12 protein-coding genes are annotated in these 15,781 nt (G+C 52.4%); 6 read left to right on the top strand and 6 right to left on the bottom strand.

What is annotated here, in order from left to right:
• Positions 1 to 52: 52 nt before the first annotated feature.
• Positions 53 to 2,005 carry an acyltransferase family protein gene (locus BQ5456_RS03575; RefSeq protein WP_071128792.1) on the bottom strand — a complete coding sequence of 651 codons (1,953 nt, stop codon included), beginning with the start codon at positions 2,003 to 2,005 and terminating at the stop codon, positions 53 to 55.
• A gap of 286 nt (positions 2,006 to 2,291) precedes the next feature.
• Between BQ5456_RS03575 and BQ5456_RS03570 the strand changes: the two genes are divergently transcribed.
• Both BQ5456_RS03570 and BQ5456_RS03565 read left to right on the top strand, forming a co-directional pair.
• Complete coding sequence (locus tag BQ5456_RS03570) at positions 2,292 to 4,253, top strand: hypothetical protein (protein WP_143037013.1); 1,962 nt, start codon at positions 2,292 to 2,294, stop codon at positions 4,251 to 4,253.
• A gap of 116 nt (positions 4,254 to 4,369) precedes the next feature.
• Positions 4,370 to 5,557, top strand: a complete 1,188-nt coding sequence (locus tag BQ5456_RS03565; protein ID WP_071128790.1) for an ADP-ribosylglycohydrolase family protein — start codon at positions 4,370 to 4,372, stop codon at positions 5,555 to 5,557.
• A gap of 59 nt (positions 5,558 to 5,616) precedes the next feature.
• Here the strand turns inward: BQ5456_RS03565 and BQ5456_RS03560 are convergent, their stop codons facing one another.
• The 3 genes from BQ5456_RS03560 to BQ5456_RS03550 all read right to left on the bottom strand — a co-directional run bounded on the left by BQ5456_RS03560 (position 5,617) and on the right by BQ5456_RS03550 (position 7,926).
• Complete coding sequence (locus tag BQ5456_RS03560; protein ID WP_071128789.1) at positions 5,617 to 6,468, bottom strand: polysaccharide deacetylase family protein; 852 nt, start codon at positions 6,466 to 6,468, stop codon at positions 5,617 to 5,619.
• A 100-nt stretch (positions 6,469 to 6,568) separates the two neighbouring features.
• Entirely contained in the window at positions 6,569 to 7,450 is an 882-nt protein-coding gene (locus BQ5456_RS03555) for a 5'-methylthioadenosine/S-adenosylhomocysteine nucleosidase (protein ID WP_071128788.1), read from the bottom strand.
• 14 nt (positions 7,451 to 7,464) lie between these two features.
• Positions 7,465 to 7,926, bottom strand: coding sequence for an S-ribosylhomocysteine lyase (locus tag BQ5456_RS03550; RefSeq protein ID WP_071128787.1), 462 nt, complete (start codon positions 7,924 to 7,926; stop codon positions 7,465 to 7,467).
• An 867-nt stretch (positions 7,927 to 8,793) separates the two neighbouring features.
• Between BQ5456_RS03550 and nrdH the strand changes: the two genes are divergently transcribed.
• The 3 genes from nrdH (at position 8,794) to nrdE (ending at position 11,724) form a co-directional block, all read left to right on the top strand.
• On the top strand, positions 8,794 to 9,042 hold the full coding sequence (gene nrdH, locus BQ5456_RS03545; RefSeq protein WP_071128786.1) for a glutaredoxin-like protein NrdH: 249 nt from the start codon (positions 8,794 to 8,796) through the stop codon (positions 9,040 to 9,042).
• Between the two features lie 127 nt (positions 9,043 to 9,169).
• A complete protein-coding gene (gene nrdI, locus BQ5456_RS03540; protein ID WP_235858526.1) occupies positions 9,170 to 9,583 on the top strand; it encodes a class Ib ribonucleoside-diphosphate reductase assembly flavoprotein NrdI in 414 nt (137 codons plus the stop codon).
• Entirely contained in the window at positions 9,568 to 11,724 is a 2,157-nt protein-coding gene (gene nrdE / locus BQ5456_RS03535; RefSeq protein ID WP_071128785.1) for a class 1b ribonucleoside-diphosphate reductase subunit alpha, read from the top strand. The genes nrdI and nrdE overlap by 16 nt, the downstream gene beginning before the upstream one ends.
• Before the next feature lie 5 nt (positions 11,725 to 11,729).
• Here the strand turns inward: nrdE and BQ5456_RS03530 are convergent, their stop codons facing one another.
• Both BQ5456_RS03530 and nrdF read right to left on the bottom strand, forming a co-directional pair.
• The gene (locus BQ5456_RS03530; protein ID WP_071128784.1) at positions 11,730 to 12,500 is read right to left on the bottom strand and encodes an SDR family NAD(P)-dependent oxidoreductase; all 771 of its coding nucleotides are present in this window, start codon (positions 12,498 to 12,500) and stop codon (positions 11,730 to 11,732) included.
• 176 nt (positions 12,501 to 12,676) lie between these two features.
• Positions 12,677 to 13,651: a class 1b ribonucleoside-diphosphate reductase subunit beta gene (gene nrdF / locus BQ5456_RS03525; protein ID WP_205407845.1), complete on the bottom strand. Its 975-nt coding sequence runs from the start codon at positions 13,649 to 13,651 to the stop codon at positions 12,677 to 12,679.
• A gap of 121 nt (positions 13,652 to 13,772) precedes the next feature.
• Between nrdF and BQ5456_RS03520 the strand changes: the two genes are divergently transcribed.
• Positions 13,773 to 15,515, top strand: a complete 1,743-nt coding sequence (locus BQ5456_RS03520) for an ABC-ATPase domain-containing protein (RefSeq protein WP_071128783.1) — start codon at positions 13,773 to 13,775, stop codon at positions 15,513 to 15,515.
• Positions 15,516 to 15,781: the final 266 nt, after the last annotated feature.

Below are 15,781 nucleotides of genomic sequence, written 5' to 3'. Positions count from 1 at the left end.
GCTGGAGATAATTATTTTGGTTAATACCTGTGCTTACCAGGGTCTCGGTAGGCTAAGACGCCCCCACTTGAGTAACTCCCGGGTAGTCCTTGAGGGTCTGCACTAGCTCAGTTACCCAGCGTTTAGCTCCCTCTTGATCGGGGTGTACGCTGTCGGAGGCCAAATGTTCTCGTATAGTAGGCGCGACTTGATCCCATCTCACGATTAGGGTGTCTTTAGGGTGGGTTGCGGCGTAGACAATCAAGGCGTCATTGGTTCTATAAATCCAAGGTTCACTGGTTGGGCCAAACCCGGTAACTAAAACCAAGTGGTGGTCGGGTCCTAATGCTTGCCGGACTGGATCAATCTGCTCGGGTCTTAAGTCGGTATTAGTTGCTAAACTGAGTACCACCCAATACCCCAGCTGACCAGACTCTTTATATTGGTTAATCAGGGATACTGCTGTTGGCCAGGCGCGAGACACCTCTGCATCAACCAGGGCACCCGGGAAAGCTGCTTGAATCTCGCCCTTAGCAGCAAGCATCACCGAATCTCCCAGAAAAGTTACATTGGCACCCACCGGTTGAATTGGCAAGCCACGGGGTGTAGGTGCAGGGGAGTTATCAGGGGGTTTAGAGGGAGCCTTACTGGCGGGGGCTTTAGCGGCTTCCCCTCGCTCCACCGCCTCTTGTGCGGAAGTTTTTGCCGGCGCCAACACTACGCTAGCGATAACTGCCGAAATGATAGTAAAGACCGCAACCCAGCGGACAGCGCGAGCAAAGGGGCGCTTTCCAATTGGGTATAGCCATCCTTTCAGAGTGTGCAGGATTCCATCTTGACGCATCGGATTCTCAATCCAGCGGTAAGTTACTGCAGCCAAAAGTACCGAAAGTGCGGTTACTATCAGGGCGTTTATTAACGGATTTAGCAGCGGAGCAGCGGCGCGAGAAATAACCAGAATTGGCCAGTGCCAAAGATAGATGCTGTAGGAGCGTTCTCCCAACCAGACAAAGGGCTTGCTGTCGAGGATGAAAACTAGAGGGGAAACCGCAGTTTTCTTGATGATTACTGGCGCTAAAACCGCTTGAATAACTAGGGCAGCAGCTAGGCAAACTAGCAGGGTTAGCCAAGGGTAGGTGTATTTACCTTGGTCAGGAGCAAGGTAAAAGCAGATTAGCAGTGCAATAAGGCCGACAGTCCCGCCTAACCCCCGCACTTGCGCCCCTTTGGCAGGGGTAGAAGCACTAGCTAAGGGGGATTGAATTGTAAATGCTAGCGCCGCCCCAATCATCAAGCCGAAAGCGTGGGTATCCGACCCCATATAGGCACGATTTAAATTATCGGGTGCTATTAACCCCATTAGGGCAGTTGACGCGGTTGCTAGAAGCAGTGCCGCCAAAACTTTGAGGGGGCGGGGAAATAGTACTAGCAGCACCACTACCAGCGGCCAAAACAGATAAAACTGCTGCTCTACCGCTAGCGACCACATGTTTGTGAATAAATCGGGATTGGACAGGTTGAAATAGTTTTCGCCCTTGAAAAGCTTTAACCAGTTATAGGTAAACGTTAAAACTCCCGCAAGTTGACCTTTTATTCCTAGTAAGAGGTCGCGGGAAACGAAAAGTGCAATGATAGTGCAAGAAAAAGCAGTAGTGGCAACTGCCGGGAAAAGGCGCCGAATTCGGCGCAGCCAAAACCGCGTGATTCTTACCTTGCCGAGTTTTTCGTAGTCCCGCACCAGTAAAGCAGTAATCAGGAATCCGGAAAGCACAAAGAATACGTCTACTCCCAGGAATCCTCCCGGAGCAGCCTCTGGTAACAAGTGGTAAAGCAAAACTGCGGCGCACCCTATGGCACGCAGTCCGTCCAGCCCTAAAATCCGGTAGCTGGCATTAGAAGTTTGGCGATTAGCGGGAGCGGAAGCCGCTGTTGGAGGGGGTGGGGTGGCGATAGCGGGTATCGAGGCGTGTACGGGAGCAGGAGTGGGAATCATCTCGGAAGGCGGAGGGGGAACCGAGCTGCTCATTACCTACTACCTTTATTGCCGTATCTTTTGCTAGTGTCAGGCGCTGTATTTACGTCCTATATTCTCACGACTAGTCTCGGTGCCGAAAAGTGATTTCTGTGAATGAATACGAGCTGGTTACTTAAATCTCTGGATACTTTAAGTTATTTGATGAGGCGAAACAGGTTTTAAGGCTAGTTTTGGCTGTTTGTAAGCTAGTTGTCCCCAGCAGGGGAGTGCCTTATGTTTTCCCCAGCAGATTTTTCAGGCATCGCCCCATAAAAATACAAATGCGAATCTGTTGTTTATGGAAAAAGAAAGAAACAATGGCGTTAGCTCCGTAAGAAACAAGTATATTTCCGCTGCCTCCTCCAGGATTAGGACTGGGCGAGGGCGACGTACGCGTCTGCGAAAACGGTTGACTTTACTGGGAGCAGCTGCAGTAATCGCAGTTGTATCTTCGGTAATAGTAGCTAGTGAGCAGCAAACATCCCAGGCAGCGGGGCCGGGGGCAGTATGGAAAAACTACGGAAACTCCAATATTCAGCTAAATGCGCGCAAATCTACAGATGGTAGCAAGGTGGCGGTATGTGCTACCGATCGGCAACTAAATTCACCACGCAATCAATGGGTCAGTTACCAGGGAAGGCAGTTGATTACTGGAGGCCAAGAATACCGGTCTGATGAAAAAACTTTTGAGGTTAAATATCAACAAAAGGGCTCTACTGTGGTGTTTTCTGCTGGGCAGCAATACCAGGTTGCCTATCTGCTTGGTAAATTACGTAGCGCCATCGATAAAGGCGACCCCGAACTCGCGGCAACCGTATATGCAATTCATTCGCTTTCGGGTCGTTTTACCTCCAAGCAAATTGCTTCCGACAATATTAAACAGCGCGCAAGACAGCTGTTGACAGAAGCTACCTCCTATGCTGGCCCCTACAGAATCGATACCCCGGAAATAAAAGTCGCTACCGGTTCTACCCAGGGAATTTTGGCGCTACCGGTGTTGCAAAGTGCCACCGGATACCCCCTGGCGGGGCTAAATGAAACCGTGACCTTATCGGGACCGGCTCATTTTTCCGGAAAGAATCAAGCTAATACCCTTAAACTTTCCTCCAGTGAAAGCGTGCAAGAAGTTCCCATAGAGGTGACAGCTCCTGGGAAAGTTGAGGTGCAGGTGACGGCAGAGGGGCTTCCTCCGGTTAGCTACGAGGTGTGGGAACATCCGCGTTGGCAAGATTTGCTGATTGCCGGTGAACCCACACAAGTTAGTGCTAATGCAATTGCGGATGCCGAGCCTCGTCAGTTCTTTAACGTAAAAACGCAAACCCAATCACGCATGATCTCGCAAGAGAAAGGGAATACCTTAACTGATGAGATCACGGTAAAACCTGAGGGAGAGTGGGGGAAGAAAACTGGAGAAGACAGTTGGCAGAGCGTAATGGTTGATTTAGCGGTTTATGGACCGTTCAGTTCTGCTCGCGGCCCCGGTGAGATTCCCCCAGAGGAAAAACCGGTAAAAACTTGGCAGATTCCCGCCACTCCTAGCAACGCGGAAGAAGCTAAAGATGGGGTTAGGATTTCTAACGAAAAAGACCCCTATTTGGCAGAGAAACCGGGATTTTATACTTTTGTGGCGGCGGTGAAGCGCAGTTCGCAGCCTGAAGGTACCTATTTGAAATCAGATTATGTTCCCGATTTCTTTGAGGAAGCGGAAACTCAGGTAGTGCCGTTTACCCCTCAGGTGAAAACCCAGGCGAAAGTGATTCTAAGTCGGGGCGATAAGATTTTGACTGACCAGGTAGAACTAAGCGGATTCCCAGACGATCACCCTGATTTTACCGGTAGCGGGAAATGGTCTGCCGACGAAAAGGTGGTGCAAAACGACCTTTACTGTTTGCCGCAACCAATTAAAGATCAAGACGCTAAAGGGAAAAAGCCATTGGCTACCATCGAAGTTCCCGCCAAGAATGGCACCTATACGGTAGATAAAGACAAAGATGGCAAACCGCTCAGTCTAAAACGGTTGCCCTGCAAAGACACTTATGTGTTTGTGAGTACCTATAAAGGGGATACACGAACTCAGGCTTTCCGCAGCTCGGAAACGGAAACTAGCGAACAATACTCAGTCCCGGCAGAATTTATTCCCCCAGCCGTACACAACCTGTTAGCTAAAACCGGCGGGAATTTTTCGGAGGTGATTGGACTAGGTTTGCTCGCGATAGGGGGTGGCGGTCTTTTACTTTCCTACCGGGCGCGCCGGAGATGACCTTAACCACTAAGGGCATTGTGGTCAGGGGAATCATCCCGGGCTAGAGCGTTAAGCATCCGTTCTAGCCAGGGGGTGGTGGCTTATCAGGCCGCGCGTGCATTAGAGTTGAAAGGGTGGCTGAGGCGTGCGAAATAAACCTGGGACGCGGCGATCAAGAAAATGACTTGATTCGGCGCGGCGATCGAGCACCCCTAGCAATCATGGCAGATAGGGCGAGTGCAGTTCTAGTGGGACAAGCCTGCGGTAATGCCCTAGGAGTCGGCTACGAGTTTAAAACCCCGCCCCTAGCAGGAACCCCGCGAATGCTAGGAGCCGAGGACCGGCTAGAAAGCGGGGAATGGTCCGAAAATACCCAGCTAGCAATCTGCCTAGCTGAAGTGGCAGTCACCGGAATCGACCTCACCACTGAAGAAGGTTTAGATGCAATCACTTCCCGCTATTTAGCCTGGTATCAGGGGGGAACTCGAAAAATTGATGCCCCCACGCGAGTGGTATTAGAAACCACTGTTAACGATATTTCTAATATGAATCCGGCGCGAAAAATACGCTCTGCAGCAGCCTATTTCCATATACGTACCCGTCGCACCAGTGGTTCTGGGCCACTCAGTCGCTGCGCTATTCTCGGGCTCACCCGTATAAAAGACCCCCAGTGGACGGCAGAGTCGGTGCGCGCAGTCACCGAACTGACTAACGTGGATTCCCTCGCTAGCGAAGCAGCAATTATCTATGCGGAAGCGATTCGCCGAGCGGTGATTGACCCTCTACCTGGTGATGAATCCTGGGCAAGCCGGATAAATCTGGGCAGCGGAATCGCCCTGCTTGCCCCCTCCCGTCGGGAGCAGTGGCGCGAATGGCTGCAGCAGGCAGAAGAAACCTATTTCCAACCTCCTCGGGACAATACCTATGCGGTTCCCGCCCTGCAGGCGGTTGCCGGAATCTTGCGGGCAGTGAAAATCGAGCACCGTGAAAATCCGGTGAGCGGGCAAGATGCTTTCCGCAGAGCTGTGTCCCTCGCAGTTCAACTCGGCGGGGCAACCGATAGTATTGCCGGGCTAGTCGGGGCGCTTTTTGCTGCCGGGATTGGGTTGGCGCAAGTACCTACTGATTTACAAAAGTGGCTTCACGGCTGGCCAGGGCTGAAAGTTGATGCTTTGGCTGAAATGGGGGTAGGCACTGCCTTGGCAGGAGTAGTTGGTGCGCGGGGAATGGCACAGATGATTACTTCGGCAGCCTCGCTTACAGATTTGATTGCCGCCCACCCCGACGCTCACCTAGATTCTTGGGTTACCCCCGAACCTTAAGTGACGATTCCTCCTTCCAGGTTCCTAAGGTATTTACCGGGAGGATGCAATCGGCAAGGTTACTGAATCAGGTTTTGGTCGAAATAAACCTTGCCGGGGGTCAGGGAACCTCCAAACATTTCCGGCACGGTAACCAAAGTGAATCCCTCGGAATGTAAATATTTGATAATCTCTGGCACTGCCTGGATGGTAGTGGGGTGAATATCGTGCATTAGGATAATAGACCCCGGTTTCACTTGCTCTTTTACCTGCTGTAATACGGCATTCGGATCCCGATTCTTCCAATCTAAAGTGTCAACATTCCAAAGAAGGGCGGCGTGTTGCAGAGATTGCAGCACGGAAATCACCCGGGAGTTGAATGCTCCATAGGGTGGGCGAGTAAAAGTAACCTTGGCGTTCGGGGCAGCTTTGCTGATTGCTTCGACTGTGGCGTTGACTTCATTAACTATTCCTGCATCGGAAAGTTTTGTCAGTTCCGGGTGTGACCAGGTGTGTGCTCCGATGGAATGTCCCTCCGCAACCTCGCGCGCAACAGTATCCGGGTAGGTGGCAACGGACTTGCCCACTAAAAGGAAAGTTACCCGAACCTTTTCAGCCTTTAAAATATCCAAAAGTTGCGGAGTGTCAGCTCCTGGGCCGTCATCAAAAGTTAAAGCAACACATTTTACTTCCGCACAGTTTACCGGTTCGGGAGTGGGAGTGGTGGTGCTGGGAGTAGCGGTAGGAGTTTTAGCTTTAGTGGGCGTCTTCTTCGGGGTAGAGCGGGATGTGGAGGCAGCGGCTTTAGGGGAATTATCCGCTTTGTCTGAGATTAGAGCGTAGCTTGCGGCGCCTGCAGCAGTTGCTAGTACCATTAACCCAACAACTACCGCAATAATTATTTTTATGCGCCGGGAAACAGACAAAGCCATAAAATCTCCTAGAGGTAATAATCTATACGGCTATGCTAGTCGGTTTGGATTAAAGAGGGTGAGACTAGAAATCGCATTAGCTAATTCGATGGGTTAGCCTCTAGATGAGGCGGAGCAGACAGATGGTAGCAGCGGCCGCAATAGCGCCACAAACGGCGGCATTACCGTGGTATACCTCTTGTCCGGCCGGGGAACAAAGGTCAGAAACACAGCGTACTGCCAAGAATGGAACTCCACACAGGTAAGCTACTTGAGCTGCGGCAGCTGACTCCATTTCGGCGGCTAAAGCTGCAGGAAAAGCCGCGCGAACCTCGCGGACATTGGCGTCAGTAATAAAAGAATCACCCGTAGCGATAGTGCCACAGCGAGCTGGCACCCCATTCAGCAGATACCCCAGGTTGTCAGCTTCGTCCTTTTCACCTGTAGTTTTCAGGAATGATAGGTTCGGCTCAGTCTTTTCCCAATCCTCACCAGTAGAATCATCTGTCCCGAAGTTAGGGCGAAAAAGGCTGCGGGCAGCTGAAATCAGCTTTTCGCTAGCCGGGTAGCTGGCGGGCATTCCCGGCAATTGACCAGGCGGATACCCAAAGGCGGTGGCGTCCGCGTTATGGAAAACATAGGTGTCGCCGAAAATGACTTCCCCCACCTGGCTATCTGCGGCTAATCCCCCGGCTGTTCCCGAGTAAAATAGCTGTTTAGCCCCCAAAACTTCGATGGCAACCGTGGCGGCGCGGGCAGCATTAACTATCCCCACTCCGCTTTGTACCGCGAGTACCTTCCCCGATTCCTCCGGCAAATCCATCGGGTAAAACTGCAGCCCAGATTGTTCTTCAAGGGGAGAAGGTAATGCTTTCTCGGGTTCTGCGGGCAGATAGGAAACATCAAGGCGGTGAGCTAAACATTCTTGCAACCAAGAGCGACTGACTAAAGGAGCTAGCTCGGTAAGTTCCGCGCAAATTACTACGGTATCGTAACTGGTCATAATATGTTTACTTCCTACGCGTAGATCTGATTCCAGCTAGCGCGTGCGCTCAAGAAACGCGCGGCAGCCTGCTGGGCTCCTTGCAGACTATGGTGCGTACCCCACCCGCATTGCCGCTCATTTGCGGCGGGAACTTCCTGGGCGCGTTGAATATCTTCAAAAGTTAGCGCCAAAAGCTGGGTAAACTCCTGCGGTTCCACCCCTAACATCAGGGCGTAAAATCCCGTTTGACAACCCATAGGTGAAAAATCAATCAACCGATCGGTGTGGTTGCGCATCAGCTCCGCGGTTAGATGTTCAATCGAATGTACCGTGTCCATTTCCAGGTGTTCCCGGTTCGGTTGGCAAAAACGCACATCATATTTGACCAGTTCATCGCCGCCAGGCAACCGTTTACGATCGGCTACCCGCACAAAGGGAGCCACCACCTTGGTGTGGTCGAGGTTGAAAGATTCCACGTTCATGCGCTCACTCATCGCCTGCTCCTTAATACGTAGCTGTTCTGGATACCACCTTATCGAGATTAGTTCGCGTGTGTGTGAGGGGCTAGGTTTTTCCTCCCGCCCAAAAAATCGGGCAAAGCTACAAAGATTTGCCCGATTTTTACGCCCGCCTAGCCTATTCGGATAAAACCTAGCCCCCCACACGGTGCGCCAGTATCGTAATCCGCGAATTTAGCGCACAGATGTGTGCGCGCCTGGCCGGTTTTCGGGGCGCGAAGCAAAATCCGGGACGAGCGCGGGGGAGAAGTTTTTCCTCCTGCCGTTTTCCGCGCGGAGCCTGGGTTTTTCCTCCTGCCCAAGAATTCGGAAAACGTAGCGGCGTTTTCCGAATTCTTATGCCCACCGCACCCACTCGGATAAAACCCTGGCTCCACGCTCGCTGGTACCGCCTACGTACGTGTCGAGCTGTAAAAGATGCGAGAGGGGCTTGAGCTGAGCTTTGCGAAGCTCACGGGGTCCCCCGAGCGCTTTTACGGCCCGACCCGCTACAGGAGGCAAAATCCGCCGCTGTGCGTGGACGACTGCGACACGCCGGGGAAAGTTTTTATCCACAATTTTTGGTGGAACCGCTCACCAATCGTCTTGAAGGAAAAATTTACCTAAAAAGCAGGCAGGTGCCGGGTGTCCAGCGAGTTAATTATTTGGGGGTGCAGGGTTTCCCCAGAAATTCACCCTCTTTCCACCGGTTATCCCCAAACACACTATCTTGGGGTGCTGGCGTTAAGTAACTACTAGGTGTAGTGTTTAATCCGTCGCTAAAATTTGGCGGCAGAAAAACTACAATGATGTTATTCTTTGAATAGCGCAGACGAAGAAAGCGAAAATAAGGAGCGCAGAAGCATGTCGATCACCGTTTACTCTAAGCCCCGTTGTGTGCAGTGTGATGCGACTAAGCGTGCCTTAAAGAAGCAGGGGATTTCTTACGCGGAAATTGATATGAGCCAGGATCTAGAGGCACTCGAACACGTCAAGTCCCTGGGATTCGTGCAAGCTCCGGTAGTGGTAGCCGACGGTGATTCTTGGAGCGGGTTCCGTCCTGACAAAATCAAGGGACTAGCAGTCGCAGCTCGCGCGGTAGCTACTGCCTAAGGCAGTCTCGTCCTCAAGAAAAAGAATTGCGCGAGGCGCCTAGCGCTAAGAAGTGGGGTGCTGCTCCAGTGGTGACAGCGCGTTTGTGCAATACAGCGAATATCAAGAGCGATAAGGTAGGTCAAAGGTGAGCGATACGGAGCCTCTGCTGGTCTATTTTTCTTCCGCAACCGGTAACACCAAACGTTTCGTAGAAAAACTAGGTTTTCGTAATAAAAGAATTCCGCTGCGCCCTCGCGACCCCTTCCTTTATGTAAACGAGCCTTATGTGATTGTGGTGCCTACTTATGGGGGCGGAAATATCAAAGGCGCCGTTCCCAAGCAAGTAATCAAGTTCTTAAACGAAAAAAGCAACCGCGACCACTGCGTAGGGGTTATCGCCAGCGGAAACACTAACTTCGGCAAAGCGTATTGCATTGCCGGTGATATCCTCGCCCAAAAACTGAAAATCCCATTTATGTACAAGTATGAACTCCTGGGAACCTCCCAGGATGTTGAGGTATGCCGTAAAGGACTGAGTGAGTTTTGGCAGAAAATCTAACTGACACCGGAGTAGAAACCGCGCCCTCCCCCGATCGGGACTATCACGCGTTAAACGCGGAGCTGAACCTGTATGATAAAGAGGGAAAAATCCAGTTTTGGGCAGATAAAGAGGCTGCGCGCCAATACTTCTTGCAGCACGTAAACCAGAACACGGTGTTCTTTCACGACCTGGAAGAAAAGATGCGTTACCTGGTTAGCGAGGGTTACTACGAGCAGGAAGTCCTAGATCAATACCAGTTCCAGTTCGTCAAAGACCTATTTAAGCGGGCTTATGCCTATAAGTTCCGTTTCCCCACTTTCCTGGGGGCGTTCAAGTATTACACTTCCTACACTTTGAAAACTTTCGATGGTAAACGCTACCTGGAGCGTTTCGAGGATCGGGTATGTATGGTGGGTCTCTATCTGGCTCGCGGGGACGAAGAGCTCGCCAAGCGCCTAGTGGACGAGATCATGACTGGTCGTTTCCAACCCGCCACCCCCACTTTCCTAAATGCGGGCAAGAAAGCTCGCGGGGAGCTGGTTTCCTGCTTCTTGCTGCGCATCGAGGACAATATGGAGTCGATTGCGCGCGGGATTAACTCGGCGCTGCAGCTTTCTAAACGCGGAGGCGGGGTGGCCCTCTCGCTCACGAACCTGCGGGAAGCGGGCGCCCCGATTAAGAAAATCGAGAATCAGTCCTCCGGGGTAGTTCCAGTAATGAAACTGTTAGAGGATTCGTTCTCTTACGCCAACCAGTTGGGGGCGCGGCAAGGTGCCGGGGCGGTTTATCTTAATGCCCACCACCCTGACATTATGGAATTCTTGGACACCAAGCGGGAAAATGCGGACGAGAAGATCCGGATTAAATCCCTGTCCCTGGGGGTAGTAATCCCGGATATTACTTTCCACCTGGCACGCAATAAAGAACCCATGTACCTGTTTAGCCCTTACGATATAGAGCGGGTCTACGGGAAACCGATGAGCGATATTTCCATCACCGAACATTATCGGGAAATGGTAGAGGACGGGCGGATCCGCAAAAAGAAGATTGACGCGCGCCGTTTCTTCCAGACCCTGGCGGAAATCCAGTTCGAATCCGGCTACCCCTATATTGTTTACGAGGACACCGTCAACCGGGCTAACCCAATCAAGGGACGGATCTCCATGTCCAACCTGTGTTCAGAGATCCTGCAGGTCTCGGAAAAGAGCGAGTTCAACGAAGACCTCACCTATGAGCAGGTGGGTAAAGATATTTCCTGTAACCTAGCTTCGCTAAATATTGCCAAGACTATGGATTCTCCGGACTTTTCTGCCACCATCGAGACCGCGATCCGCGGCTTGACCAGCGTATCTGACCTGTCAAATATTCGGGCGGTGCCTTCGATCGAGCGTGGTAACAGTATGAGCCACGCTATTGGCCTCGGGCAAATGAACCTGCACGGCTACCTAGCGCGAGAAAAGGTATTCTACGGCAGTGAAGAAGCCCTGGATTTCACCAACATATATTTCCTGACGGTGGCATTCGAAGCGATTAAAGCCTCGTGCAAGATTGCGAAAGAGCGCGGGGAACGCTTTGAAGGCTTCGAGGACTCCCAATATTATTCCGGGCAGTATTTTGAAAAATACATTAACGGCGACTGGACTCCCCAGACTGAAAAGTGCCGGGAGCTGCTAGAAAAATCGTCAATCAAGGTACCTACCAGCGAAGATTGGAAGAAACTGGCGGAAAAAGTCCGGGAATACGGAATGTACCACCAGAATCTACAGGCGGTGCCGCCAACCGGGTCGATTTCCTATATTAATAACTCCACTTCCTCGATCCACCCGATCGTGGCCAAGATTGAGATTCGTAAAGAAGGCAAGATCGGGCGGGTTTACTATCCGGCTCCCTATATGGATAACGACAATCTGGAGTATTACCAGGACGCCTACGAGATTGGTCCCCAAAAGATTATCGATACCTATGCGGTGGCCACCCAACACGTGGATCAAGGACTCAGCTTGACGCTGTTCTACCCGGATACGGTCACTACCCGCGAGGTCAACAAGAACTATATTTACGCTTGGCGTAAAGGGATTAAGACCCTTTACTATATGCGTCTGCGTCAGCATGCCCTGCAGGGGACCGAGGTCGAAGGCTGCGTATCCTGTATGCTCTAAGCGCTCTAATCACGCGCCACTAAAGTGTTGGTAGCCTGGGCAACCGGGCGGATGATTACCCGATCGATATTCACGTGGGGTGGACGCGAGAGGCACCAGCTGATTAAGTCAGCAATATCCTCGGCAACCAAAGGAGCCTCAACTCCGCGATACACCTGCTCAGCGGCCTCCCTGGAACCCAGGCGATTCAGGGAAAACTCGGGGGTTTTCACCATGCCCGGCGCGATTTCAATTAAGCGTACCCGCTCGCCCACCAGTTCCTGACGCAAAGTCAAAGGAATCATCTGTTCGGCGTGCTTAGCAGCCACATACCCGCCGCCACCGGGATAGGTGTCGAGGGCGGCAGTAGAAGTAACATACAGCAGGTCACCGCCGTTTTCGCGCAAGGAAGGTAGGGTAGCTTGGGTGACGTTCAAGGCCGTAACCACGTTGCGCTGGTACATCTGTTCCCAGTCCTCCACTTTGCCATCCGCTACCGAATCGGTGCCGATAGCGCCCCCAGCGTTATTAACCACCGCAGTCAGTGGCCCCTTGGCTAGCAGTTCCGCTACCATTTCCTCAACGGCATTGCGGTCAGTTAAATCGCAGGCGAAGAACTCGCATCCGGTTTCCGCCGCTAGTTTTTCCAGGCGTTCACGACGGCGCGCTACCGCGATTACCGCCCAGCCGCTGGCGCGCAGTTGCCGAACCGTTGCCTCTCCAATACCGGTGGAGGCGCCGGTAACTAGCACCCGGGAAGCGGGACGAGGCTGTGGGTAAGTAGGAATATCACTCATACCTTTACGATATCCCTATTAAGGAAGCTGTGAGCGCAGGTGCTTAGGCTAAGCCGATAAATTTTTTGACCCGCCTGCCGGAGGCAAGCGGGTCAAAAGCTTTCTTTAGTTCTGGCGTCGGGTTGCTAGGTCACGATCTGTAAAACCGGCCAGCGTCCTCGCCAAGCGAAAGGAACTTAGAAGTCCCAATCATCGTCCTCGGTATCGACAATCTCCCCGATTACGTAGGAAGAACCCGAACCGGAGAAGAAGTCATGGTTTTCATCTGCCGAAGGTGACAGTGCCGCCAAAATCGCGGGGTTCACATCGGTAGAATCCGCCGGGAACAATGCCTCATAACCCAGGTTCATCAGGGCTTTATTGGCGTTGTAACGCAAGAACTTCTTTACATCCTCGGTCAGCCCCAGGGGATCGTACAGATCCTCGGTATAGGATTCTTCGTTATCGTAAAGCTCCGACAAGAGGTCAAAAGTGTAATCCTTGAGCTCTTCGCGCCGCTCGGGGGAAGACTCGTTGACCGCCAACTGGTATTTATAGCCAATATAGTAGCCGTGAACGGCTTCATCCCGGATAATCAAGCGAATCAAATCCGCAGTGTTAGTTAACTTGGCGTGCGCAGACCAATACATGGGGGCGTAGAAACCGGAATAGAACAGGAAAGATTCCAGCAAGGTAGAAGCCACTTTGCGTTTTTCCGGATCATCACCTTGATAGTAGTTCATGATGATATGCGCTTTACGCTGCAAGTTCTCGTTTTCTTCACTCCAGCGGAAAGACTCGTTAATTTCGGTGGTGGACAGCAAAGTAGAGAAAATCGAAGAATACGATTTCGCGTGCACGCTCTCCATAAAGGCGATATTGGTGTAGACAGCCTCCTCATGTGGGGTACGCGCATCCGGAATCAACGAAACCGCGCCTACCGTACCCTGCAGGGTATCTAGCAAGGTCAGACCAGTAAACACCCGGTTGGTCATCAACTGTTCTTCCGGTTTCAGGGTCTTCCAAGAAGGTAAATCATTCGACAGCGGAATCTTTTCCGGCAACCAGAAGTTTCCCGTGAGCCGATCCCAAACTTCCAAATCTTTATCGTCTTCAATATCGTTCCAGTTAATCGCCTGGATAGTGTCAACCAGTTTCAGCTTGTCAGTCACGAAAAATCCCTTTCATCCTCTGAAATCGCCGTGCAGCCACCAGGTAACGCCCGGAAGCTGCTTCTCGGGGTACCTTGCCAGTCTACAAGGCAAACCAGGGTGCGTCATAGAATAGGGAACTATGCGGGATGCAGATGAGCTAATTCGGAAAACCAAATCACTAGATGGACGCTCTTATGGGGGCTATAAGCAACTAATTGGGCAATGGAGTTTCGGGGATTTTACTTTCTCGATTGACCGGGTGCAGTCCGACCCCTTTGCTCCGCCTTCTGCCTGCCGGATATTAGTACCGCTGGATACCACCCAGATTCCCGCTGAAATTGCACGCGACCAGCTAGGGCAGATTGCGGCCGGAGATTTCTTGGCGCGGCGAGCCTGCAAAATTTTTGGGGCGAGGCGCTCGGGTGGGAAATCTGAGGCACAACTGCGGATTGCGCCGGTTGGGCAAGAAATTCTGCCGCGTTCCTCGGTAACCCTCAGTGAAGACGGGCTGGAACTACGGGTGCAGGTACCGTTTCCAGCGGCAGGGCGGCGAATTTTAGGGCGTAACTTTGCCCGCTTCTTGGACTATGACCTGTGCGAATTGGTCTATAAAACCGTATGTTTCGGTGAGGATGACGGTCCCGACTTAGCGGATCTCACTCGCCATATTCATACGCTTAAAGACCATGTGGCACTGCAAAAAATTCTTCATGAGCGCGGGTGGGTGGCTTTCGTGGCTGACGGCGCGCTGTTGGCTCGAGCCTCCGGAATCAGCGATTTACCGATGAAAGATGCAGTGCCTTTCCGCCTGCCTACGATATTAGGTCAGGACACGCCCTCGCCCCTGGTGCAAACCGTAGAGCTGCCCTATAGCGGGAAAATTTCCGGAATGGCGATTCCCGAAGGGATTACCGTGATTGTAGGGGGCGGATATCACGGTAAATCCACACTGCTAGAAGCGTTGGAACGTGCGGTTTACCCCCATATTCCGGGGGATGGCCGCGAACTGGTTGCCACTTTGTCCGATGCGATAAAAGTGCGCGCCGAGGACGGGCGGGCAATAACTGGCACCGATATTTCCCTATTCATCGGTTCTTTACCCGGGGGTGGTGACACTAACGCGTTCTGTACCGAAAATGCCTCGGGATCCACCTCGCAGGCCGCGGCAATTACCGAAGCCATAGAGTGCGGCTCGCGGGCGCTACTGATTGACGAAGATACCTCCGCCACCAACCTACTGTTGCGTGATAACCGGATGCGGCGCCTAGTGCGCAGCGAGCCGATTATTCCCCTAATCGATCGGGTAGGAGGTATCCGGAAAAACCTGGGAGTATCCACCATTATGGTGATGGGAGGCTCGGGAGATTTCCTGGATCTAGCCGACCAAGTGCTACTGCTCGAAAACTACCTTCCCTACGATGCCACTGCCAGGGCGCGGGAAGTAAGCAGGGGAGAGGTCGCAGCAAGCAGCGCGGATAGCGCGGCTGCTCCCTGGCCGCAAGAGGCAGTACGCAAACGGCTCCTGCTATCTTGCCCACCTCCCCAAGCGGGGCGGCGCGAAAAGACTCGCGCGGAAGGCACTTCTACTTTGCGTTTGAACCGCGAAGAAATCGATATTTCCGCCCTTGCCCAAGTGGTGGATCCCGGGCAAGCAGAAGCGATTGCTTATGCGATTCGCGCTTTGGTCACTGACGCCACCGGCAAGGAAACTATTGCAGATGCCTGTGCCCGTTTCGCAGCCGAGTTCGCGTCCTCCAGCTGGCAGGCCTTCGCTGCTGGACGCTATCCAGCGTTCCTGGTCGCACCCCGTCTCCAAGACATTTTTGCGGCACTTTGCCGCTATCGCCGCCTAAAAGCCCGCTCCACCCAAGTCTCCCGTTAACGTCCAGCGTCGGGTCTGGCTCGGCAAAAGCACTCCGGGGACCCCGATTTCCTCGCTAAAGCGAGGATAGGGAATTATCTCAAGAGATTAATAGGTATGTTTCCGAATAAGGAAGATGCTGGTGGCTTGCGTGTCCCTCTCGTATCTTTTGCCGGCCGCGACCCGTAAGCGGGAACTATTATCGCAGCGCCTTGAAAACAATAGATTATTTATCGGGTAGCTTGTTTGGTGGGTATCTGATGTTTTCGGTAATGAGTTTTTGTTTG

This window comes from Varibaculum massiliense (assembly GCF_900106855.1).
Taxonomy (GTDB): domain Bacteria; phylum Actinomycetota; class Actinomycetes; order Actinomycetales; family Actinomycetaceae; genus Varibaculum; species Varibaculum massiliense.
The sequence above is the reverse complement of the archived record's forward strand: the minus strand, read 5'-3'. Positions and strand labels throughout refer to the sequence as shown.